The sequence below is a fragment of the Bradyrhizobium sp. MOS002 genome (assembly GCF_003020115.1).
Classification (GTDB): domain Bacteria; phylum Pseudomonadota; class Alphaproteobacteria; order Rhizobiales; family Xanthobacteraceae; genus Bradyrhizobium.
The window spans coordinates 169,644-192,408 of the sequence record NZ_PYFX01000005.1; the positions used below are offsets into that span (position 1 = coordinate 169,644).

Here is a 22,765-nt window from a genome sequence, read left to right on the forward strand (position 1 = left end):
GCAAGAACCCCGGATTTCGCTTCGCTCCATCCGGGCTACGGCTCTACGCGTGCAGCTTCTGCAATTCCTTCAAGATCGCTTCGCCCATCTGCGTGGTCGAGGCGGCAATGGTGCCTTCCGACTTGATGTCGGCGGTGCGCAGGCCGCTGGCCAGCACCGCGGCGATCGCGGCGTCGACCTTGTCGGCGAGATCGCCCATGTCGAAGGAGTAACGCAGCGCCATGCCGAAAGACGAGATCATCGCGATCGGATTGGCGAGGCCCTGGCCAGCGATATCAGGCGCCGAGCCGTGCACGGGTTCGTACAGCGCCTTGCGCTTCTTGCTCTTGACGTCGACCTCGCCGAGCGAGGCCGAGGGCAGCATGCCGAGCGATCCGGTCAGCATCGCCGCGATGTCGGACAGCATGTCGCCGAACAGATTGTCGGTGACGATGACGTCGAACTGCTTCGGCGCCTTCACCAGCATCATGCCGCCGGAATCGGCGAGCTGGTGCTCGAGCGTGACATCGGGATATTCGCGCTTGTGGACCTGGGTCATGACCTCGTTCCAGAGCACGCCCGACTTCATGACGTTGCGCTTCTCCATCGACGTCACCTTGTTCTTGCGCTTCCTGGCAAGCTCGAAGGCGACGCGGCCGATGCGCTCGATCTCATAGGTGTCGTAGGCCTGAGTATCGATGGCGCGCTTCTGGCCGTTGCCGAGATCGGTGATGGTCTTGGGCTCGCCGAAATAGACGCCGCCGGTGAGCTCGCGCACGATCATGATGTCGAGGCCCTCGACGGCCTCGCGCTTGAGGCTCGAGGCATCCGCGAGCGCCGGGTAGCACACGGCGGGACGCAGGTTGGCGAACAGACCGAGATCCTTGCGCAGGCGCAGCAGGCCGGCTTCGGGGCGCACCTCGTAGGGCACCGCGTCCCACTTGGGACCGCCGACCGCGCCAAAGATGATCGCGTCGGCGTCCTTGGCCTTGGCCATGTCCCCCTCCGAGATCGACACCTTGTGCGCATCATAGGCGGAGCCGCCGACGAGGCCGGTGTCGGTCTCGAACTTGACGATCCCCGCCGAATTGAGCCAGTCGATCAGCCGCTTCACCTCGCCCATCACCTCGGGGCCGATACCGTCGCCGGGAAGCAGCAGCAGTTTGTGGGTCGCCATGGTCTTCCTCCGTTTCGTCATCGCCGGGCTTGATCCGGCCATCCACGTCTTGCCTCGGTGCGAAAGAACGTGGATGCCCGGCACAAGGCCGGGCATGGCGGCATCTCGTGAATTCGGCCGGATTGCTAGAGCGGCGTTGCGTGCTTGGCAAGACACCATTGCCGCTTCGGTTCTGTGCAAGGCGGGCAGGGCCTGCCACACTGCGCATGCCGGAGTACCCCTTGCACGCACCTGACCGCTACCCGCCCGCCCACCCCGCGCGGCTGATCCTGACCCTGTCGCTAGCCGCGACGGTCGGGCTCGGTATCGGCCGCTTCGCCTATTCGCTGGTGCTGCCCGACATGCGGGAAGACCTTGGCTGGTCCTACTCGGCGGCTGGTTTCATGAACACCATCAACGCGGTCGGCTACCTCGTCGGCGCCCTGGTCGCATCCCGGTTGATCGAACGGGTCGGCTGGTCGGCCGCGATCCGTGGCGGAACCCTGGCCTGCGTCGCCGCGCTCGCGACCTGCGCGCTGACCGGCAATTTCGTTGCGCTGAGCCTGGCCCGTCTCGTGCTGGGCGTTGGCGCAGCGGCCGGCTTCGTCGCCGGTGGCGCGCTGGCCGCTTCGATCGCGCAGTCGCGCCCGGAGCGGGCCAATTTCCTTCTCAGCCTGTTCTATGCCGGACCCGGCATCGGCATTCTCTCCTCCGGCCTGATCGCCCCGTTCACGCTGCAATATTTCGGGCCGGGCTCGTGGTGGGTGGTGTGGTGGGCGATGACCCTGCTGTCCGTCGTGATGACCGTGCCGCTGTTCCTGGTCCGCATCGAGAGTGGAGCGCGGTTCTCGCAAGGCAGCCACGGCGCCTTCGCGATTCTTCCGGTGCTGATCTATCTCGCCGGCTACTTCCTCTTCGGCGCGGGCTACATCGCCTACATGACCTTCATGATCGCCTATGTGCGCGACGGCGGCGGCGGGGCCGCGGCGCAGGCCGCGTTCTGGAGCCTGATTGGCTTAAGCGCCTTCGTCACTCCGTGGGCCTGGCGCCGCGTGCTCGCGCTCGATCGCGGCGGACTGGCCACCGCCATCATCCTCGGCACCAACGCGCTCGGCGCCGCCCTGCCGATGCTCGGGCATTCCCCGGCATGGCTCGCGGTCTCGGCCGTGGTGTTCGGCGTCGCGTTCTTCGCCGTGGTCGGCTCGACCACCGCCTTTGTGCGCTTCAACTATCCGCCGGAGGTGTGGCCGACGGCGATCGCGGCGATGACGATCTCGTTCGGCGTCGGCCAGACGCTGGGCCCGATCGTGGTCGGCGCGATCACGGACGCGCTGGGGAGCTTGAGTTACGCGCTGAACGTCTCGGCGGCGCTGCTGGCGCTGGGGGCGGTCGCGGCGCTGTGTCAGCGGAAGGTGGGGCCGGCCTCATAACAAGTGTCGTCCCGGCGAAGGCCGGGACCACACCGCGTGATCTATCGATGGATGCAGGCAAGAGTACACTAGGAAGACGCTTCACTACGAGTCCTCGCCAAACGTCTCCCTGTGGTTATGGGTCCCGGCTTTCGCCGGGACGACAATCAGGTTAACTCCGCACAACTAGCTCCCGCTGAACGAATTGTACCCCTGGTCTTCCCAATAGCCGCCCTTGTAGTCGTTGGTGACTTCCATCGACACCACGTATTTCGGGTTCTTGAAGCCGAGCTTGGTCGGCACGCGGATCTTCATCGGAAAGCCGTAGGCGCGCGGCAGGATCTCGTTCGCATATTTGAACGTCATCTGGGTCTGCGGATGCAGCGCGGTGCGCATGTCGAGCGGTGAATTGTAGCCATCCTTGTCAGCGCACTGGAACCAGACGTACTTGGCGCGGGTGTCGGCGCCGATCAGCTTGAGGAAGTCGCGCATGGGCGTGCCGGTCCAGCTGCCGATCGCGCTCCAGCCCTCGACGCAGATGTGACGCGTGATCTGCGTGACCTGCGGGAGCTTGTACAATTCCGGAAGCGTCCACGACTTCTTGTTGTCGACGAGACCGCGGACTTCGAGCTTCCAGTCGGCACCGTCGACATCCGGCGCGTCGTCGAGATCGTAATAGGCGTTGAACGGAAACGGTTTTGTGATCGCGCTTTCCGGGAAAGTCGGGGCCAGTGCGTCGGGATTGAAGATGAAGGCCTGCACGGCATCGTTGAATTTCGAAACCGACTTCAGCATCTCCTCGGCGGAGGACGAGTCGATCACGTCGCAGCCGGTGAGCAGCGTCAGCGCCCCTAAGCTGGCGCCGCCCGCGATGAAGCGGCGGCGGCTGACCTCTGGCATCGTCTTGATGGAGTCCTTGATCAGCAGCCGCTTGTCGACGCCGGGGATCAGGAATGAGCGCTTCGCCATGACTCTCTCTCCGCTCTAGCGGCCGATGATCATCGCGCGCAGGCTCTTCGGCACCAGCAGCGCGAGTAAAACGTGAATGACGAGGAACGCGCAGATCGCGGCCATGCAGAAGAAATGGATGTAGCGCGCGGTCGGATAGTCGCCGAACAGGCTTACGAGCCAGTGCAATTGCACCGGTTTCCACATCCCAAGGCCCGACAGCACGATGATCACGCCGATCAATATGATGCCGGCATAGAGCACGCGCTGGACGTAATTGTAGACGGTGAGATCGGCATGGCCGAGCTTGAAGGTCAGGGCAGCCCTGACATCGTGAAGCACGCCGGACGGGGTGATCGGTAGCAGCTTCTTGCGGAAGCGGCCGGTGGCAAGCCCAGTGACGAGATAGGCGAGGCCGTTGATCATCACGAGCCACATCGCCGCAAAGTGCCAAAGCAGGCCGCCGCCGAGCCAGCCGCCCAGCGTGTAGTCGCGAGGAAAGCTGAAACCGAACAGCGGCGAGGCGTTGTAGATCTGCCAGCCCGACAGGATCATCAGGATCATGGCGAGGGCGTTGATCCAGTGCATGACCCGCACCCAGGCCGGCTGGATCACTTTGGCCGGGGTGGAGCCGACCTGCTCGTCGGTCACAGTAAGGCTCGACATGTTGGTTCCGTCCTGAACATCGTCTGACGGCAATTATACGCCGATGCGTCCGCTTTCGTTACGCCCTGTCCGGCATCGAATCGATACCGGCGGGCTATCGTGGTCACAATAAAGCGAGCCGGGGACCCCCGGCTCGCCATTTCGTCGCATCCGGTTCGGGGATGAAGCCGGGCCGCGCGGCCTTACGTCGCCGGCATCAGCACGGTGTCGACGACGTGGATCACGCCGTTGGACTGGTTGACGTTGGGGATGGTGACGGTGGAAGACCCGCCCTTGGCATCAACGATCATGACCGAGCTGCCGGACTTCTTGACGGTCAGCTCTTCGCCTTCGACCGTCTTGAGTTTCTTGCCGTCGGTGAGGTCGGACGCCTCGAGCTTGCCGGCGACCACATGGTAGGTGAGAATCTTCGTCAAGGTCGCCTTGCTCTCGGGCTTGACCAGGGTGTCGACGGTGCCGGCGGGCAGCTTGCCGAAGGCGGCGTTGGTCGGCGCGAACACCGTGAACGGGCCCTTGCCTTCCAGCGTCGGCACCAGGCCGGCCGCCTTCACCGCCGCAACCAGCGTGGTGTGGTCCTTCGAATTGACGGCGTTCTGGACAATGTTCTTGGACGGGAACATCGCGGCGCCGCCGACCATGACGGTCTTTTCCTCTGCGCGGACGGGCGCGACGACGGTCGCGGTGATGGCCAGCGCGCTGAAGGCTGCAGCGGTAAGATAGGCAATACGCTTCGACATGGAGGGTCTCCCGATTGGATGGTGACCGGCGGTTGCCGGCATTCGAGTTGGGCAACAACGGTGGCTGCGACCTGTGAGCGTGAAGCTGCAGCGACGTCGTTGGCTCGAATTACGGGAGGGTTTGCGAAGCGGTTTCGGATTAAACTTCTTTGTGATGCGTGAAACTATAGGGCGGCGCATCCGTGTGGTGAGCGCTACAAACTCAATTGTCGTCCCGGCGAAGGCCGGGACCCATACTCCCGATAAGCAGTTGTAGCGCGAGACAGGTAACCACGTGTCTTCGCCAAACCACGTCCTGTGGTTATGGGTCCCGGCCCCCGTGCGCAATTGCGCACTAGGCCAGGACGACAAGTGACCTCTCAATCCCTGTTGTGCGGCGTTTGAATAAACCCTCGATTATGCGTCGGGCTGATCAGCAGTTCGTTGATGCACACCCGCGCCGGCATGCTCGCGATGAACGCGATGGTGCGGCCGAGATCTTCGGATTGCAGCATCCTGGCCTGCTCCTCCTCGCTCGGCACCACCGGACGCAGCTTCAGGATCGGGGTCGCCACCTCGCCCGGCATCAGGCAGGAGGCGCGCAAGCCGTTGACGCATTCGTCCATGTTGAAAGAATGGGTCAGCGCCAGCACCGCATGCTTTGTCGTGGTGTAGGCCGGGCCCGGCATTTTCGAGACGTGGCGGCCGGCCCAGGACGAGACGTTGATGATGGAGCCGTCCTGCTGCTTGCGCATCGTCGGCAGCACCGCGTGCATGCAATAGAGCACGCCGTTGAGATTGACCTGGACCAGCTGGTCCCAGCCCTCCAGCTCCATGTCCTTCCAGCTGCGCTTGGGGACATTGATGCCGGCATTGTTCACCAGCAGGTCGATCCGGCCGTGCTTCGCAACGATTTGATCGGCCGCCTTCTGGGCCGCGGCGGCGACCGACACGTCCAGCGCGATGGCCTCGGCGGCCCCGCCCGCCTTGGTGATCTTCGCCACCACGGTATCCAGGGCGTCCTTGCGCCGGCCCGAGATCACCACCGTCCAGCCGTCGGCCGCGAGCGCCTCGGCGCCGGCCTCCCCGATCCCGCTGCCGCCGCCCGTCACCCAGGCCACACGTTTCCCGTTTTTGGTCATGCAAACTGTCTCCGTTGCTTCATCGGGGCGGTTTTTGCTAATCCAGCCCTCGGTTTTGACCGGCCTTGTCTGACGAGCCTTGTGGTCAAGCCTTGCGGTCGAGGAAATCTTGCATGAACCAAGCTGCCAACGCCAATTTGTTTTCCCGCCTGTTCGACGGCCTGGACGATCCGAAGCGCCTCGCGATCGAGACGCATGACGGCGTCCGCATCAGCTATGGCGACCTGATCGCCCGGGCCGGGCAAATGGCCAATGTGCTGGTCGCGCGCGGCGTGAAGCCCGGCGACCGCGTTGCGGTTCAGGTCGAGAAATCCGTGGCCAATATCGTGCTGTACCTGGCCACCGTGCGGGCCGGCGCGGTCTACCTGCCGCTCAACACCGCCTATACGCTGAACGAGCTCGACTATTTCATCGGCGATGCCGAGCCCTCGCTGGTGGTGTGCGATCCCGCCAAGGCGGAGGGCCTCGGCCCCATCGCCGCCAAGGTGAAAGCGAAAATCGAGACGCTCGGGCCGGACGGCAAGGGCTCGCTGACGGACGCCGCCGACAAGGCCAGCAGCGAATTCACCACCGTGTCGCGCGCAAACGACGATCTCGCCGCGATCCTCTACACGTCCGGCACCACCGGCCGCTCCAAGGGCGCGATGTTGACCCACGACAATCTGGCGTCGAACTCGCTCTCGCTGGTCGGCTTCTGGCGCTTCACCGACAAGGACGTGCTGATCCACGCGCTGCCGATCTACCATACCCACGGCCTGTTCGTGGCGACCAACGTGACGCTGTTTTCGCGGGCGTCGATGATCTTCCTGCCGAAGCTCGACCCGGATCTGATCATCAAGCTGATGGCGCGTGCCACGGTGCTGATGGGCGTGCCGACCTTCTATACCCGTCTGCTCCAGAACGCTGCGCTGTCGCGCGAAACCACGAAACACATGCGGCTGTTCATCTCGGGCTCCGCCCCGCTGCTCGCCGAAACCCATCGCGAATGGTCGGCGCGCACCGGGCATGCCGTGCTCGAGCGCTACGGCATGACCGAGACCAACATGAACACCTCGAACCCCTATGACGGCGAGCGCGTGCCCGGCGCAGTCGGTTTTCCCCTTCCCGGCGTCTCCGTGCGCGTCACAGACCCTGAAACGGCCAAGGAACTGCCGCGCGACGAAATCGGCATGATCGAGGTCAAGGGCCCCAACGTGTTCAAGGGCTATTGGCGCATGCCGGAAAAGACCAAGGCGGAATTCCGCGACGACGGCTTCTTCATCACCGGCGATCTCGGCAAGATCGACGCCAAGGGTTACGTCCACATTCTCGGCCGCGGCAAGGATCTCGTCATCTCCGGCGGCTTCAACGTCTACCCGAAGGAGATCGAGAGCGAGATCGACGCCATGCCCGGCGTGATCGAATCCGCCGTGATCGGCGTGCCGCACGCCGATTTCGGCGAGGGCGTCACGGCGGTGCTGGTCTGCAACAAGGGCGCCGATGTGACCGAGGCCGCGGTGCTGAAGGCGCTCGACGGCCGGCTGGCAAAGTTCAAGATGCCCAAACGCGTCTTCGTCGTCGACGAGCTGCCGCGCAACACCATGGGCAAGGTGCAGAAGAACGTGCTGCGGGACACGTACAAGGATCTTTACGCAAAGAAATAGGGGCGCAGACTTCAGGCAAAGTCGCGCCATACCTTCGCCGTCGTGCCCTCGCCGTCATGCCCCGCGAAGGCGGGGCATCCAGTACGCCGCGGCTTCTCGATTCAATCACTATCGTCTCTGGAATACTGGATTCCCCGCCTTCGCGGGGAATGACACTGAGCGCGTAGCGCGTATGCGCCCCAAGACGCTCACTGCCCGCCCACCAGACTCATCACAAACCTGCTGCCGACGATAAACAGATAACATCCGAACGCCACCTCCAGCGTCCGCTTCGACATCGCGTGCGCGGCTCTCACGCCGAGCGGCGCGGTGACGAGGCTCATCGGCATCACCAGCACGGCGCCGATCAGGGAGACGTAGCCGAGCGCGAACGGGACCTGCAACGCTGCGACGGCTGGATAGCTCGCCGCCGCCGGCCAGCCGGCGTAGATGTAACCAAGCGCGCCGGGGATCGAGATCAACACGGCGAGCGCCGACGAGGTCGCGACGGCCTGATGGATCGGGCGGCCGTAGAAGGTCATCAGCAGGTTCGAGAACAAGCCGCCACCGACGCCCATCAATGTCGAGAGGATACCAACGCAGAAGCCGTAGAGGCGCATCAGCGGGCCCTTCGGCAAGTCATCGCCGAGCTTCCAGCTTTCGCGCGCGAAGATCAGCCGTACCGCGGCCGACCAGGCGACGGCGACGAACACGATCTTGAACAGCCGCTCCGGCGCGTAGCGCGCGACGACGCTCCCCGAGACGACGCCGATCACGATCGGCAGCCACCAGACCCGAAGGATCGCAATATCGACGGCACCGCGCTTGTAGTGCGCCTGGAACGAACGGATCGAGGTCGGAATGATGACGGCGAGCGAGGTGCCGATGCAGAGCGGCATGCGCACCTCCAGCGGCACACCGGCGATGCGGAAGCACTCGTAGAACACCGGCACCAGAATCGCGCCGCCGCCGATGCCGAACACGCCGGCCAAGAATCCGGAGAGCGCGCCGGTTGCGATCAGCAACAGCGCGAGCTCGACGATCTCCTTGATATCAAGTCCTGCAATCACCCCTGACCTGCCCCGGCGATGGGTCGCAACTTCTCCGATGCATCGCTCGGACAGCTGCCCGGAATGCTCTAGGCGATCTGATTTGTCGGGTCGACCGCCGCATCGCCGGTCTGGGGTGGGATGCGGACTGCGCATATCCGCCCGTCTCGCGAAAAATCGGTGCGCTTGACGGAAATTGAAATTGCTCGCCGATCATCCCTGCCGGTTCGAACGTCATGAACTGACCGGTTCGACCCCTCGCCGGCCTGCGGCGAGTTAGAGCCGTTCCAATAGTAATTTCAATGCGCCGCAGCTCTCTCGCAAGAGTTGAATTTGTGTTCTGTCTTTAGTCGGTGCGCCTTGGCCGTGGTATACCAAGCCGCCGATTGGCCTTGTTACATCAAGGGCCTAGAGCTGAACCCGGGTTCGATTTATGGCGATTTGGTGATTGCGCAGGTGAAATCGACTCCGTAAATAGAGCCGACCTTTCGCGATCCCCGCGTGCCCCATGCTGGGCCGCAATAAAGCAATTGAAGCCCATGACCGCACGGATCGAACGACCGCTCTCGCCCCACATGCAAGTCTACCGCTGGACGCTGACGATGGCGCTTTCCATCGTCCATCGCGCCACCGGAATTGCCCTCTACGCCGGAACGCTGCTGCTGGCCTGGTGGCTGATTGCGGCTGCCTCCGGCCCCACCGCCTATAGCCACGTCCAGGCCTTCACCGGCAGCATCATCGGCCGGCTGATCGTGTTCGGCTACACCTGGGCGCTGATGCACCACATGCTCAGCGGCATCCGGCATTTCGTCTGGGACCTCGGCTACGGCTTCAAGGCCAATGAGCGCGAAGCGTTGACCTGGGGCGCGTTGATCGGCGGCATCGTGCTCACGGTCCTCGTCTGGATCATCGCCTACGCGATCGGAGGGGGACGATGAGTTTCGACGAATCTCACGGCGCTCCGAAGGGCTCCTCCATGCGCACCCCTCTCGGCCGCGTCCGCAATCTCGGCGCGGCGCATTCGGGCACGTCCGATTTCTGGCGCCAGCGCATCACCGGCGTCGCCATGACACTGCTGATGATCCCCGTGATCGTGATCGTGATGATGCTGCTCGGCCGCAACCAGGCCGGTGCCGCACAGATCCTCGGCTCGCTGCCGATCGCGGTGATCCTGCTGCTCTTCATCTTCGCCAGCGCCTGGCACATGAAGATCGGCATGCAGGTCGTGATCGAGGACTACATCCATAACGAGAAGCTGAAGCTCATCTCGATCATGCTCAACAACTTCTTCTCGATCGCCGTGGCGCTCGCCTCGACCTACGCGATCCTGAAACTTTCCTCCGGAGTCTAAGCCATGGCCGCAGACACGAATGGCAAGGCCAACGGCGCTCCCGCCACCAACGGGAAAGCCTATCCGATCGAAGACCACACCTACGATGTCGTCGTGGTCGGCGCCGGCGGCGCGGGCCTACGCGCCGTGGTCGGCTGCAGCGAAGCCGGCCTCCGCACCGCCTGCATCACAAAGGTGTTTCCGACCCGCTCGCATACGGTCGCTGCGCAGGGCGGCATCTCGGCTTCGCTCGGCAACATGCACAAGGACGACTGGCGCTGGCACATGTACGACACCGTGAAGGGGTCGGACTGGCTGGGCGACCAGGACGCGATCGAATACATGGTGCGCAACGCGCCCGAGGCGGTCTACGAGCTCGAGCATTGGGGCGTGCCGTTCTCACGCACCGAAGACGGCAAGATCTACCAGCGCCCGTTCGGCGGCATGACGCTGGACTACGGCAAGGGCCAGGCGCAGCGCACCTGCGCCGCCGCCGACCGCACCGGCCACGCCATGCTGCACACGATGTACGGCCAGTCGCTGCGCCACGCGGCCGAGTTCTTCATCGAGTTCTTTGCCATCGACCTGATCATGGACGACCAGGGCACCTGCCGCGGCGTCATCGCGCTCAAGCTTGACGACGGCACGCTGCACCGCTTCCGCGCCCAGTCCGTGATTCTGGCGACCGGCGGTTACGGCCGCGCCTATGCGTCCTGCACCTCGGCGCACACCTGCACCGGCGATGGCGGCGGCATGGTGCTGCGGGCCGGCCTGCCGATGCAGGACATGGAGTTCGTGCAGTTCCACCCGACCGGCATCTACGGCTCGGGCTGTCTCGTCACCGAAGGCGCGCGCGGCGAAGGCGGCTATCTCGTCAACTCCGAGGGCGAGCGCTTCATGGAGCGCTATGCGCCCTCCGCCAAGGATCTGGCCTCGCGCGACGTCGTCTCGCGCGCAATGACCATCGAGATTCGCGAAGGCCGCGGCGTCGGCAAGAAGAAGGACCACATCTTCCTTCATCTCGATCATCTCGACCCCGCGGTGCTGGCCGAACGCCTGCCGGGCATCTCGGAATCCGCAAAGATCTTCGCCAATGTCGACGTGACGCGCGAGCCGATCCCGATCGTGCCGACCGTGCACTACAACATGGGCGGCATCCCGACGAACTATCACGGCGAGGTGCTGACCAAGAAGGACGGCGACGACAACGCCATCATCCCCGGCCTGATGGCGATCGGCGAGGCGGCCTGCGTGTCCGTGCATGGCGCCAACCGCCTCGGCTCCAACTCGCTGATCGATCTCGTCGTGTTCGGCCGCGCCGTGGCGCTGCGCCTCGCCGAGAAGCTCACGCCGAACGCCAGCCAGCCGGAATTGCCGGCGAACTCGTCCGACCTCGCGCTCGGCCGGCTCGACCACTACCGCTACGCCTCCGGCGGCACGCCGACCGCGAAGCTGCGCGAAGGCATGCAGCACGTGATGCAGAACAATTGCGCGGTGTTCCGCACCGGCGACATCCTGAGCGAAGGCCAGAACCTGATCGAGAAGGTCCACAGCGGCATCACCGACATCGCCGTGTCCGACCGCTCGCTGGTGTGGAATTCCGACCTGATCGAGACGCTCGAATTCGACAATCTGATCGCGCAGGCGGTGGTGACGATGAACTCGGCCGCCAACCGCACCGAGAGCCGCGGCGCGCATGCCCGCGAGGACTTCTCCGAGCGCGACGACAAGAACTGGATGAAGCACACGCTGGCCTGGCTGGAAGATTCCGGCAAGGTCAAGATCGAGTACCGCCCGGTTCACGACTACACCATGACCAACGACGTGCAGTACATCCCGCCGAAAGCTCGCGTTTACTGAACGGCGCGCATGTACTGAGCGAACAGCGAAAGCTTTATCGAAATGGTTGAATTCGCACTTCCGAAGAACTCCAAGATCACCGGCGGCAAGACCTGGCCGAAGCCCGCGGGCGCGACTGAAACTCGCGAATTCCGCGTCTATCGCTGGAATCCGGACGACGGCAAGAACCCCAGCGTCGACACCTATTACGTCGACACCCATGATTGCGGGCCGATGGTGCTGGACGGCCTGATCTGGATCAAGAACAACATCGACCCGTCGCTGACCTTCCGCCGCTCCTGCCGCGAGGGCGTCTGCGGCTCCTGCGCGATGAACATCGACGGCCAGAACACGCTGGCCTGCACCCGCTCGATGCACGACGTGAAGGACGGCGCGGTGAAGATCAATCCGCTGCCGCACCAGCCTGTCGTGAAGGACCTCATCCCAGACCTCACCAATTTCTATGCGCAGTACGCTTCGGTCGAGCCGTGGCTGAAGACGACCTCGCCGACGCCGCAGAAGGAATGGAAGCAGAGCCACGAAGACCGCGAGAAACTCGACGGCCTCTACGAGTGCATCCTCTGCGCCTGCTGCTCGACCTCGTGCCCGAGCTATTGGTGGAACAGCGAGCGCTATCTCGGTCCCGCCGCGCTGCTCCAGGCCAACCGCTGGGTGTCGGATTCGCGGGACGAGGCCACCGGCGAGCGACTCGACAATCTCGAGGATCCGTTCCGCCTCTATCGCTGCCACACCATCATGAACTGCGCCAAGGCCTGCCCGAAGGGCCTCAATCCGGCGGAGGCCATCGCGGAACTCAAGCTCAAGATGGTCGAGCGCCAGATCTAGGCGTCATTCATGCTGCGATCCCCCGGCCGGAACGGCCGGGGCGTTCTACGGCACGCCCGTGTTTGAGTAGATTTTTGCCTCTGCCCCTGTGCGGGCAAGCCGGCGGGTTGCAACCTCTGGTTCCCGCCACAAGCCGCTTTCTTCCCGGCGCGAAATTCAAGTAAGCTCTCCGGCGTGGGACCGGAGCGACCGTGCAGGGCGCACAACGCAATTCGCTGAGATTGCTGCAGTGGATGATGGCTGCGTCCCTGGCGCTGCCGATTGCGCTGTTCGCGATCGCCGCCTCGATCTCCTACACCTCGACGAAAGACATCGCCGACCGCGAGATCGAGCGCACCCTCGACGTCGCGCATGAGCACGCCCTCAAGGTGTTCGAGACGATCGACCGCAGCCTCGCCGAGATCAACGAGGTGGTGCGCGGCCTTCCCGACGACGTCATCCGCGCCCGCGAACCGGCGCTGCACCGCCGCCTGAAGCGGCTGGCCGATTCGCTGCCGCAGCTCAAATCGGCCTGGATCTTCGATGCGGACGGAAAGTCGCTGGTCAACAGCCTCGCCTCGCCGCCACCGGAGCAGAGTTTTGCGGACCGCGACTATTTCTATGCCCATGTCGATCAGACCATCGGCACGTTCATCGGCGCCTCGCTGACGCCGCGCCAGCCCTATCAGGGTGCGCGCTTCTTCGGGGTAAGCCGCCGCCGCGAGACCGACGACGGCCGGTTCATCGGCGTGATCCAGGCCTCCGTCCTGCCGGATTATTTCGAGAGCTTTTATGCAAGAATCGGCTCCGATCCCGGCAGCTTCCTCGCCATGGGACGCACCGACGGCGTGGTGCTGGCGCATCTTCCGCGGCTGGACCGCGACCTCAGGCTCGATGCGAACGGGCCGGTCGGCCGCAGCATCGCAGCTCACCCCGAGCATGGCCTCATCACCATCGCCTGGCCATCGGACGAGGTCGAGCGGCGCATCGGCTACCGACGCATCGCCGAATACCCGATCTATGTCAGCGCGGGCTTGGAGACCTCGGCGATCCGCGCGCGCTGGTTCGCCACCATGGGCCAGCACCTGGTGTTCGGCATTCCCGCCACCGCGCTGCTGTTTCTGCTGCTGGCGTTCGCGTTCCGGCGCACCCAGCATCTCCAGGCCGAGGCCGCAGCGCGCCGCGAAGCCGAGGAGGCGCTCAAGCACAGCCAGCGCCTGGAGGCGCTCGGGCAGCTCACCGGCGGCGTCGCGCACGACTTCAACAACCTCCTGACCGTGATTCGCGCCTCCGTCGACCTGCTGAACCGGCCGCAGCTGAGCGAGGAGCGGCGCCAGCGCTACATCACCGCCATCGCGGACGCGGTCGGGCGTGCCGCCAAGCTGACCTCGCAGTTGCTCGCCTTTGCACGGCGCCAGACCCTTAAGCCGGAAGTGTTCGACGTTGGCGCGCGACTGCAGTCGCTGCACGACATGCTCGCGACGCTGCTCGGACCCGCGATCGAAATCGCGATGCGGCTGCCGGCCGAGCCTTGCCTCGTCAATGCCGATGCAAGCCAGCTCGAGACGGCATTGATCAACATGGCGACCAATGCGCGCGATGCCATGCACGGCAAGGGCAGGATCGTCTTCAACGTCGAGGCCGCGGCGACCATTGCCGACACGCGCGCTCCCGTCTCGGGCAACCCTGATCTTTCAGGTAGCCATGACCTTCCTGGCAAACACGGCTTCGTCGGCATTGCCGTCAGCGACACCGGCATCGGCATTCCGGCTGCGCGGCTCGAGCGCATCTTCGAGCCGTTCTTCACCACCAAGCAGGTCGGCCACGGCACCGGTCTCGGCCTGTCGCAGGTGTTCGGCTTCGCCCGGCAGTCCGGCGGCGAGGTGACAGTCACCAGCGAGGTGGGCCACGGCAGCACCTTCGCGCTCTATTTGCCGCGCGTGGCGCCGCATTTGCTGCCGCAGCGGCAGGCACCGAACACGGCCCCGGCCATTGCCGGCAGCGGCATGTCGGTGCTGCTCGTCGAGGACAATATCGAACTCGCCAATTTCGCTGCCGACGGCCTCACCGAGCTCGGCTACAGCGTCACGCTGGTCGACAATGCAACCGATGCACTCGCCGAGCTGGTCATGGATTCCGATCGCTTCGATGTCGTTTTCTCGGACATCGTGATGCCTGATATGACCGGGCTCGATCTCGCGCAGGCGGTCCGCGACCGCGGCATCGGCGTGCCGGTCGTGCTGACCACCGGCTACAGCGAAGCGCTGTCCCAGGACGGCAAGATCGATTTCGAGCTCGTGCAGAAGCCCTACGCGATCGATCAGCTGTCGCGCGTGCTGCACCGCCTCGCACGGCGCCGCCGGGTCCGCAACGGCGCCGCCGAATGAGCCAACACCGGGAACCATCGGGAACCGTTTGATTTCTCTTGCGTTATCCGGCCATGCAAAAGCCGGCAAGAAAGCGCGAAACGGGCAAGAAGCCGCCCATAGTCGAAATCGTCGGCGAGACCGGCGAGGAAGTGGCTCCGCCGCCGCCCGAGCTGGTCGAGCCCGACCCGGAGCTGTCGCCCGAAGAGGCCGAGCAGGCCCGCAAGGACTATCTCCTCACCCGCTTCTGGATCAGCGCGCGCGGCTTCTGGGGCCGCAACGGCGACCGGCTCGCGTGGCTCTACTCCATCGGCCTCGGCGTGCTGATCGTCCTGACTGTCGGCTTCCAATACGGCATCAATGTCTGGAATCGGGCGATCTTCGACGCGATCGAGAAGCGCGAGGCGTCCACCGTCTTCCATCTCACCGCGGTGTTCTTCCCGCTCGCGATCGGCAGCATCGTGCTCGGCGTGGCGCAGGTGTTCGCGCGCATGGGCATCCAGCGGCGCTGGCGAGCCTGGCTGACCGCAAGCGTGCTGACGCGCTGGCTCGGCAACGGCCGCTATTACCAGCTCAATCTCGTCAGCGGCGACCACAAGAATCCGGAGTACCGGATCGCGGAGGATCTGCGCGTCGCGACCGATTCGCCGGTTGATTTTCTCGCCGGCGTGACGTCCGCGCTGCTGTCGGCCGCGACCTTCATCGTCGTGCTCTGGACCATCGGCGGCGCGCTCACCGTCACGCTTGCGGGATCGACGGTGACGATTCCCGGCTTCCTGGTGATCGCCGCGATGCTTTATGCGGGAATCGCCTCAGGCTCGATCCTGGTGATCGGCCGCCAATTCGTGCAGGTCTCCGAGGACAAGAACCAGGCCGAGGCCGATTTCCGCTACACGCTGACGCGCGTGCGCGAGAACGGCGAGAGCATCGCGCTGCTCGGTGGCGAGGAGGAAGAGCGCGACGGCATCGACCGCAACTTTACCAACGTGCTGCGGCAATGGGCGCGGCTCGCGGGTCAGCACATGCGCACCACGCTGGTGTCGCAGGGATCGAGCCTCGTTGCGCCGGTCGTGCCGCTGCTGCTCTGCGCGCCAAAATTCCTCGACGGCAGCATGACGCTGGGGCAGGTGATGCAGGCGGCTTCCGCTTTCACCATCGTGCAGAGCGCGTTCGGCTGGCTGGTCGACAATTATCCGCGGCTCGCCGACTGGAATGCCTGCGCTCGCCGCATCGCCTCGCTGATGATGTCGCTCGACGGCCTCGAGCGCGCCGAGCAGGGCGACGGCTTCGGCCGCATCAAGCGCGGCGAGACCAGCAATGACGCCATGCTGGAGCTGAAGGATCTCTCCGTCACGCTCGACGACGGGACTGCCGTAGTCGGCGAGACAGAGGTGGTGATCGAGCCTGGCGAGCGGCTGCTGGTGGCCGGCGAATCCGGCACCGGCAAGAGCACGTTGGTGCGCGCCATCGCCGGGCTCTGGCCCTGGGGTGGCGGCAGCGTCAATTTCCATCCCGACCGGCGGCTGTTCATGCTGCCGCAGCGACCCTATGTGCCGTCAGGCTCCTTGCGCCGCGCGGTCGCCTATCCCGGCGCGGAAGACGACTGGACCGTCGAGGAGATCGGCGAGGCCTTGCACAAGGTCGGTCTCGACCATCTCAAGGAGAAGATCGAGGAGGAAGCACCGTGGGACCAGACCCTGTCCGGCGGCGAGAAACAGCGCCTCGCCTTCGCGCGGCTGCTATTGCACAACCCTGATATCGTCGTGCTCGATGAGGCGACCTCGGCGCTCGACGAGAAGAGCCAGGACAAGATGATGAAGATGGTCACCGACGAACTGCCGAAGGCCACCATCGTCAGCGTCGCGCATCGTGTCGAGCTGGAGGCCTTCCACAGCCGCAAGATCGTGCTGGAGCGCCGCAAGGGCGGCGCAAAACTCGTCAGCGACATCGAGCTGATCCCGCGCAAGGGCAAGCGCAAGCTGCTCGGGCGATTCCTGAGGCAGCGGAAGACGGCGAAAAAGGCGGCGTAAACCTCTCTCTCCGTCGTCCCGGACAAACGCAGCGAAGCGAAGCGCAGATCCGGGACCCATACCCACAGGCCACAATTTGGCGAAGGCTCGGAGTGGGCGTCTCGGGTACCACTCCTTCCAGTGGTTATGGGTCCCGGCCCCCGTGCGCATTTGCGCACTAGGCCGGGACGACAGCGGTTATGGAGCGTTGGAGTCCTCATCAAAACCGGCTATGCATGCGCCGCTTGCAATGAGGACTTTGACTTGGCGACCGACAATGCCCCTTCGTCCGCGCCGTTCGGCGCGTTCGCGCCGAACGCGGCGCAGGCCGCGATCATTCGCCTCGCGACACAATCGGGACTGAAGCGCGGCGCGTTCCGGCCCTGGCTGTCGCGCTTGGTGAACCTGCTGCGCGGTGGTCCCGTCGACGTGCAGTACCAGGGCGCCTCGTTCCGCTTCTATCACCAGGGCAGCGCGACCGAGCGCGGAGCGCTGTTCAATCCCGACTACAATCTCGACGAGCTCGACTTCCTGCGCCAGCACACCCCGGACGGCGGCGTGTTCGTCGATGTCGGTGCCAATGTCGGCACCTTCGCGCTGGTGATGGCGCGACAGGTCGGGCCATCGGGGAAAGTGGTCGCGATCGAGCCGCATCCGATGACGTTTGGGCGGCTGTCGTTCAACCAGGCCGCATCGAAAGCGACGCAAGTGCGCCTGGTGCAGGCGGCCGCCGGCGACAGCGACGGCGCGCTGATGATCGAGAGCGGCGGCGGCAATCTCGGCGCCACGCACGTCGTCACCGGCACGGCCAGCGCGGAGGCCATCAAGGTGCCCTCGCTGCGGTTGACGCGTATTCTCGACGAGGCCGGCGTCACGAAGGTTGACGCGTTGAAGATCGACGTCGAGGGCTTCGAGGATCGGGTGCTGATCGGCTTCTTCCGCGACGCGCCGCAATCGCTATGGCCGCGCGCGGTGGTGATCGAGCATTTGTCACACAAGGAATGGCGGGAAGATTGTATCGCCGACATGGTCGCGCGCGGCTTTGTGGTTGCGCGCAAGACGCGAAGCAATACGTTCCTGTCGCGCTGACGACGAACGACGGAGGTTACGATGATCGACCATATGGGCTTTCCGGTCTCCGACTATGCGCGCGCCAAGGCGTTCTACGCCAAGGCATTGGCGCCGCTGGGCTACAGCCTGATCATGGAGGTCACGCAGGAGCAGACCGGACACGATCCGGCCGCCGGTTTCGGCGCCGACGGCAAGCCGGATTTCTGGATCGGCGGTGAGGGCGCGCTGAACAAGCCGGTGCATGTCGCGATCCTCGCGAAGGACCGCGCCACGGTGGACGCGTTCTACAAGGCGGCGATTGCGGCGGGCGGGCGCGACAACGGGCCGCCCGGCATCCGCGCGCATTATCATCCGACCTATTACGGCGCCTTCGTGCTCGACCCCGATGGACACAACATCGAGGCAGTTTGCCACGCGCCGGAATAGACAAGTTCCATCTTCCGGCCGGAACCTCGTTCCGCGCGCGCCGTTGTCGTCCCTTGCAAGAAGGAGCACGACATGGCCAACGACAATGCCCGGGACATCGATCGCGTATGGGATCTGATGAAGACGATCGGATTTGCGATGCTGGTGACGCGCGATGGCGACAAGCTCCGCGCGCGGCCGATGAGCGCCTATCTCGATCGCGACGCGGACACGATCTATTTCCTCACCGACGCACGGCGTCACAAGGACGAGGAGATCGCGCGCAATCCGTCGATCAATCTGTCGTTCGCGGATGCGGGCAGCCAGAAATACGTGTCGCTGACGGGCACCGCCGTCGTCTCCAACGACCGTGCCAAGATCAAGGAGCTGTTCACGACGCCGGCCAAGGCGTGGTGGGACTCTGCGGAAGATCCCAACATCCGCGTGCTCAAGGTCACGCCTGACGATGCCGAGTTCTGGGACTCGCCCGGCACCGTGATCTCCTACGTGAAGATGGCGGCCGCGGCGGTCACGAACACGCGGCCCGATCTCGGCGAGAACCGCAAGGTCTCGATGTAATGCCGATCGAACCGCCCGAGATTCCGCCGTCGACGCCGGGCACGCCCACCGAGCCGCCGCCGGGGATTCCGCCGGGCAATCCGCAGCCTGAAATCGCGCCACCGGTGCGCGAGCCCGGCTTGCCAGCGCCGCCCGACGAATTGCCGGGCCGCATGCCTGAAGAGATTCCATCACGCGGGCCGAACGGACCGCTCACGCCGAATCCCGCGACGGACGCAAGTCCGCCGCGGGATCACGCATGAGGCGACGCATCACATCCGAGGCAATTGCAACCTGCGTCTGAATGCGCAATGAACGTCACCATAGTGAGGTGATTTGCGTGCAGAAATAAATCGGGCCGCGTCCGCTTCGTCCGCCACAATCCGGCCTAACGCGTAGCTGTTCATCCCAACACTTCGTCAAAGAACCTTCCGGGGAAGTTCACCATCATGACTAATCTTCGTTTCGTGCTGCTTGCCACCACGGCTCTGACCGCGATGCAATTCGCAGGCTCCGCATCGCATGCGCAAAGCGCGCCGCCGCTCGTCGTCGCGCAGGCGCAGCCACAAGAGACCGGCCCTGACGGAAAACCGAAGCAGCCGCCGAAGGGACCGCCCGCGGCCGCGCCGCCTGCGGCGCCCGCGCGCCCGGCCGCACCGCCGCCCGCAGCTGCACCTCCCCATCCGCCGGCAGCGCCTCCGCCGGCTGCCGCACCGCCGCGCCCAGCAGCGCCGCCACCGCCTCCGCCGCCACCTGCAGCTCGTCCGGCACCGCCGCCGCCCCCGCCGCCTCCTGCCGCCCCGAAGCCGCCTTCGCCGCCCCCGGCTGCAGCTCCGCAACAGCATGCGCCGCCTCCTGCACCGCCCGCGGCACGCCCGGCTCCCACGCCGCCAGCGCCGCCGCCCGCCGCGGCTCCGCAGCAGCACGCACCCACGCCTCCGCCGCCCGCGGCTCACCCGACGCCACCGCCGCCACCGGCAGCGGGTCCTGCGGGACGGCCCGGGCCTGCGCCCACGGCGGCACCGTCGTCGGCACCTGCGGCGCCGACCTCAAGACCGGGTGCGCCCGCTCCGGCCACCACACCTGCACCTGCAACCACACCTTCACCGACACCGACTCCTGCGCCGACCGCGACGCCGGCTCCAGGCAGCACGCCGCCGACTGGCCGCCCCGGTGCGCCGCCTCCCGGCGGACGTCCTGGTGCGCCTCCGGCCGCGGGATCACCTGCTCCAGGCGCCACCCCCGCGCCGACGGCCACGCCGACCCCCGGTGGCGCTCCGACGCTCCCGCCCGGACGTCCAGGTTCGCCTCCTGCGCCGGGTGCAACCCCCGCCCCGACAACGACGCCCGCCCCCGGTGGCGCCGTGACACCGCCCCCGGGACGTCAGGGTGGTGCGCCTCCTGCTGGCGCACCGGCTGCTGGAGCGCCCGCGGCTGGCGCGCCCGCCGCCGGAGCTCCGCCGACCCAGCCGCAGGCAAGCGCCCCGCCCCGGCCGCCGGCTCCCCCCGCCGGCGCCGCGGCACCGAGCACCGTTCCGGGCTCGGCGGCTGCGACCCCGCCGCCCAACAGGGCGCAATACGCGACGCCTACGGTTGCGCCGGCCTTCCGCGCCGCGCCCACGACGACCACGCCCCTGCCGCCAGCGCCGCGTCCGCCGCAGCGTGACCTGACACCGCTCGCGATCGGCGCAGGTGTCGTCGCCGGTGCTGTGATCGGCGCTACCATCGCCGACTACCGCAACCAGCGCCGCGAAAGCATCGAAGGAGGCCGCACCGTCTACACCGAGCCGGACCGCATCATCATCCGCGATCCGGGTGGGCAGACATACGTCCGCGGCAACGATCTCTATCGCTTCCGCTATGGCGCCCGCGACATCCGCACCGAGACTGTCGGCGCCGATACCCGCACGGTGGTGATCCGTCCCGACGGCAGCGAGATCATTACTGTTGTCGGTCAGGACGGTCGGCTGCTGCGGCGAATCCGCAGGGATCCCGCCGGGCGCGAGATCATCATCATCGACAACAGCTACCGCGATCCGCAGTCGGTCGGCGGCTTCTATGTCGACGCGCCGCCTCCGGTCGTCAACATGCCCTACGATCGTTATATCGTTGACGCGCAGGAGGCGTCGCCGGACGTGATCTACGAGACGATGGTGGCGCCGCCGGTGCAGCGGATCAACCGTCGCTACACGCTCGACGAGATCCGCTACAGCCCCAACGTTCGCATGCAAATGCCGAGCATCGATCTCAACACGATCAACTTCGAGACGGGATCGTGGACCATCCCACCGGACCAGGCGGCGAAGCTGCAGTCGATCGCCGACGGTCTCAACCGTGCGATTCAGGCGAACCCGCGCGTGGTGTTCCTGATCGAAGGTCACACCGACGCGGTCGGCAACGACGTCGACAATCTGTCATTGTCGGATCGTCGTGCGCAGTCCGCGGCCGAATTGCTGACACAGCAATTCGGTGTGCCGTCTGAAAACCTGACGTCGCAGGGCTATGGCGAGCAGTACCTGAAGGAGCAGACGCAAGGACCGAGCGCGATCAACCGACGCGTGACCGTCCGCAACATCACGCCGCTGCTCAACGGTGGCCAGGCCTCGCTGCCGCCGCCCCCGCCCGGCACCGCGCCGCCGCGCTGAGGCGAAGCACAAAATGCGAAATGGCCGGGAGCAATCCCGGCCATTTTATTTGGATTGCGTACTCGTCGATCCTGACGGCAGGCAGGCCTCGCAAACGGCCGCGACATGCCTGTGATCGGTACCGCAACAACCGCCGAGTATACGCATTTGCGGAAACGCGCGCCTGAGAGAGAGGTAACGGCGGCCGAGATCGACGGGATCTCCGCTGTCGAGCGCCTCCGCCTCGTCGAGCTCGGCATGGCTCTTCACCGATGCATTGGCTCTGATGCCGTGGATGCGCTGGACCCACGCCTCGCCGGCAACGAGTGCGCTCTCGAAATGGGTCGGATGCGCGCAGTTGATCAGGAAATATTCGCATGCACGCTCCGTTGCGGAGTCGACCGCTTCGATCGCCTCGCGCAAGGACTCTCCCCTCACGAGGCAGCCATCGGTCTCGACCGTGAAGGAGATCGCGACGGGAATTTTCTGACTCATGGCCGCACGCACAACGCCTACGGCCTCGTTGATGCTATTCAGCGTGAATGCAGTCACCATGTCGGCGCCTGCCTCGGCGAAGGCCCCGATCTGGGCCGAGTGGTAGGCTTCCGCCTCTACCGCGTCCATGTTGCCGGCCTTGTAGCCGTCGCCGCGCGGACCGATCGCGCCGTTGATCACGCATGGCGCGCCAGGCGTTTCCCACGCGCCGCGCAATTCCTCGAGAAAGCGAATGGCGCCCGTGTTAACGGCCTTGAGCGCAGTCTCATCGTAGCCGAGCTTGGCAGCCCAATCAGGATTGGCGCGCCAGGTCGGACTGTCGAGCACGAAGCCAACCCCATGCTGCCGCGCGATGCCGAGATAGGCTTCGTAGTAGCGCTTCAAACGGGCACGGCCGTCCGTGCTATCGAGCAGCACGAATGCCGCGAAATGCGGCAGGTCCACTCCCTCGTGAAAGATCAGGGTGGTCTCCATGCCACCATCGGTCAGAAAGATGCCGCCGCGGCGCTGGGGCAGATCGTGTCGATATTTCGCCATTGGTCGCTCCGTCGCTGCG

20 protein-coding genes are annotated in these 22,765 nt (G+C 65.4%); 13 read left to right on the forward strand and 7 right to left on the reverse strand.

Annotated elements, in window-relative coordinates; genetic code table 11:
• Positions 1-43: 43 nt before the first annotated feature.
• Positions 44-1,156, reverse strand: coding sequence for a 3-isopropylmalate dehydrogenase (gene leuB / locus C7G41_RS17975; protein ID WP_106943832.1), 1,113 nt, complete (start codon positions 1,154-1,156; stop codon positions 44-46).
• Positions 1,157-1,377: 221 nt separating this feature from the next.
• Between leuB and C7G41_RS17980 the strand changes: the two genes are divergently transcribed.
• On the forward strand, positions 1,378-2,565 hold the full coding sequence (locus tag C7G41_RS17980) for a YbfB/YjiJ family MFS transporter (RefSeq protein WP_106943833.1): 1,188 nt from the start codon (positions 1,378-1,380) through the stop codon (positions 2,563-2,565).
• Between the two features lie 165 nt (positions 2,566-2,730).
• Here the strand turns inward: C7G41_RS17980 and C7G41_RS17985 are convergent, their stop codons facing one another.
• The 4 genes from C7G41_RS17985 to C7G41_RS18000 form a co-directional block, all read right to left on the reverse strand.
• Complete coding sequence (locus C7G41_RS17985) at positions 2,731-3,513, reverse strand: molybdopterin-dependent oxidoreductase (RefSeq protein WP_106943834.1); 783 nt, start codon at positions 3,511-3,513, stop codon at positions 2,731-2,733.
• A 15-nt stretch (positions 3,514-3,528) separates the two neighbouring features.
• Positions 3,529-4,158, reverse strand: a complete 630-nt coding sequence (locus tag C7G41_RS17990; RefSeq protein ID WP_106943835.1) for a cytochrome b/b6 domain-containing protein — start codon at positions 4,156-4,158, stop codon at positions 3,529-3,531.
• Positions 4,159-4,340: 182 nt separating this feature from the next.
• Positions 4,341-4,895: a fasciclin domain-containing protein gene (locus tag C7G41_RS17995; RefSeq protein WP_106943836.1), complete on the reverse strand. Its 555-nt coding sequence runs from the start codon at positions 4,893-4,895 to the stop codon at positions 4,341-4,343.
• Between the two features lie 359 nt (positions 4,896-5,254).
• Positions 5,255-6,016, reverse strand: a complete 762-nt coding sequence (locus C7G41_RS18000) for an SDR family oxidoreductase (protein WP_106943837.1) — start codon at positions 6,014-6,016, stop codon at positions 5,255-5,257.
• Positions 6,017-6,129: 113 nt separating this feature from the next.
• Here C7G41_RS18000 and C7G41_RS18005 point away from each other — a divergent pair, with 113 nt between their 5' ends.
• Positions 6,130-7,659, forward strand: a complete 1,530-nt coding sequence (locus tag C7G41_RS18005; RefSeq protein WP_106943838.1) for a malonyl-CoA synthase — start codon at positions 6,130-6,132, stop codon at positions 7,657-7,659.
• A gap of 188 nt (positions 7,660-7,847) precedes the next feature.
• Here C7G41_RS18005 and C7G41_RS18010 read toward each other — a convergent pair whose 3' ends face one another.
• The gene (locus C7G41_RS18010; RefSeq protein ID WP_106943839.1) at positions 7,848-8,708 is read right to left on the reverse strand and encodes a sulfite exporter TauE/SafE family protein; all 861 of its coding nucleotides are present in this window, start codon (positions 8,706-8,708) and stop codon (positions 7,848-7,850) included.
• 518 nt (positions 8,709-9,226) lie between these two features.
• Here C7G41_RS18010 and sdhC point away from each other — a divergent pair.
• From sdhC to C7G41_RS18065, 11 genes are all read left to right on the forward strand, one after another.
• Positions 9,227-9,625, forward strand: coding sequence for a succinate dehydrogenase, cytochrome b556 subunit (gene sdhC, locus C7G41_RS18015; protein ID WP_106943840.1), 399 nt, complete (start codon positions 9,227-9,229; stop codon positions 9,623-9,625).
• On the forward strand, positions 9,622-10,038 hold the full coding sequence (sdhD, locus tag C7G41_RS18020; RefSeq protein ID WP_106943841.1) for a succinate dehydrogenase, hydrophobic membrane anchor protein: 417 nt from the start codon (positions 9,622-9,624) through the stop codon (positions 10,036-10,038). The genes sdhC and sdhD overlap by 4 nt, the downstream gene beginning before the upstream one ends.
• A gap of 3 nt (positions 10,039-10,041) precedes the next feature.
• Complete coding sequence (sdhA, locus tag C7G41_RS18025; protein ID WP_106943842.1) at positions 10,042-11,877, forward strand: succinate dehydrogenase flavoprotein subunit; 1,836 nt, start codon at positions 10,042-10,044, stop codon at positions 11,875-11,877.
• A gap of 42 nt (positions 11,878-11,919) precedes the next feature.
• Positions 11,920-12,702 carry a succinate dehydrogenase iron-sulfur subunit gene (locus C7G41_RS18030; protein WP_106943843.1) on the forward strand — a complete coding sequence of 261 codons (783 nt, stop codon included), beginning with the start codon at positions 11,920-11,922 and terminating at the stop codon, positions 12,700-12,702.
• A gap of 191 nt (positions 12,703-12,893) precedes the next feature.
• Positions 12,894-15,068: a hybrid sensor histidine kinase/response regulator gene (locus C7G41_RS18035; protein ID WP_106943844.1), complete on the forward strand. Its 2,175-nt coding sequence runs from the start codon at positions 12,894-12,896 to the stop codon at positions 15,066-15,068.
• A gap of 53 nt (positions 15,069-15,121) precedes the next feature.
• Entirely contained in the window at positions 15,122-17,077 is a 1,956-nt protein-coding gene (locus C7G41_RS18040; RefSeq protein WP_106944057.1) for an ABC transporter ATP-binding protein/permease, read from the forward strand.
• A 243-nt stretch (positions 17,078-17,320) separates the two neighbouring features.
• Positions 17,321-18,145 (forward strand): FkbM family methyltransferase, encoded by an 825-nt coding sequence (locus C7G41_RS18045; RefSeq protein WP_106943845.1) that lies wholly within the window; start codon positions 17,321-17,323, stop codon positions 18,143-18,145.
• A 21-nt stretch (positions 18,146-18,166) separates the two neighbouring features.
• Positions 18,167-18,553: a VOC family protein gene (locus C7G41_RS18050; RefSeq protein WP_106943846.1), complete on the forward strand. Its 387-nt coding sequence runs from the start codon at positions 18,167-18,169 to the stop codon at positions 18,551-18,553.
• Positions 18,554-18,625: 72 nt separating this feature from the next.
• The gene (locus C7G41_RS18055) at positions 18,626-19,111 is read left to right on the forward strand and encodes a pyridoxamine 5'-phosphate oxidase family protein (protein WP_106943847.1); all 486 of its coding nucleotides are present in this window, start codon (positions 18,626-18,628) and stop codon (positions 19,109-19,111) included.
• Positions 19,111-19,353, forward strand: coding sequence for a hypothetical protein (locus C7G41_RS18060; protein ID WP_106943848.1), 243 nt, complete (start codon positions 19,111-19,113; stop codon positions 19,351-19,353). Before C7G41_RS18055 ends, C7G41_RS18060 begins: the two co-directional genes overlap by 1 nt.
• 186 nt (positions 19,354-19,539) lie before the next feature.
• On the forward strand, positions 19,540-21,735 hold the full coding sequence (locus tag C7G41_RS18065; protein ID WP_106943849.1) for an OmpA family protein: 2,196 nt from the start codon (positions 19,540-19,542) through the stop codon (positions 21,733-21,735).
• A 45-nt stretch (positions 21,736-21,780) separates the two neighbouring features.
• Here the strand turns inward: C7G41_RS18065 and C7G41_RS18070 are convergent, their stop codons facing one another.
• Positions 21,781-22,746, reverse strand: coding sequence for a homocysteine S-methyltransferase family protein (locus C7G41_RS18070; protein ID WP_106943850.1), 966 nt, complete (start codon positions 22,744-22,746; stop codon positions 21,781-21,783).
• Between the last annotated feature and the right edge of the window lie 19 nt (positions 22,747-22,765).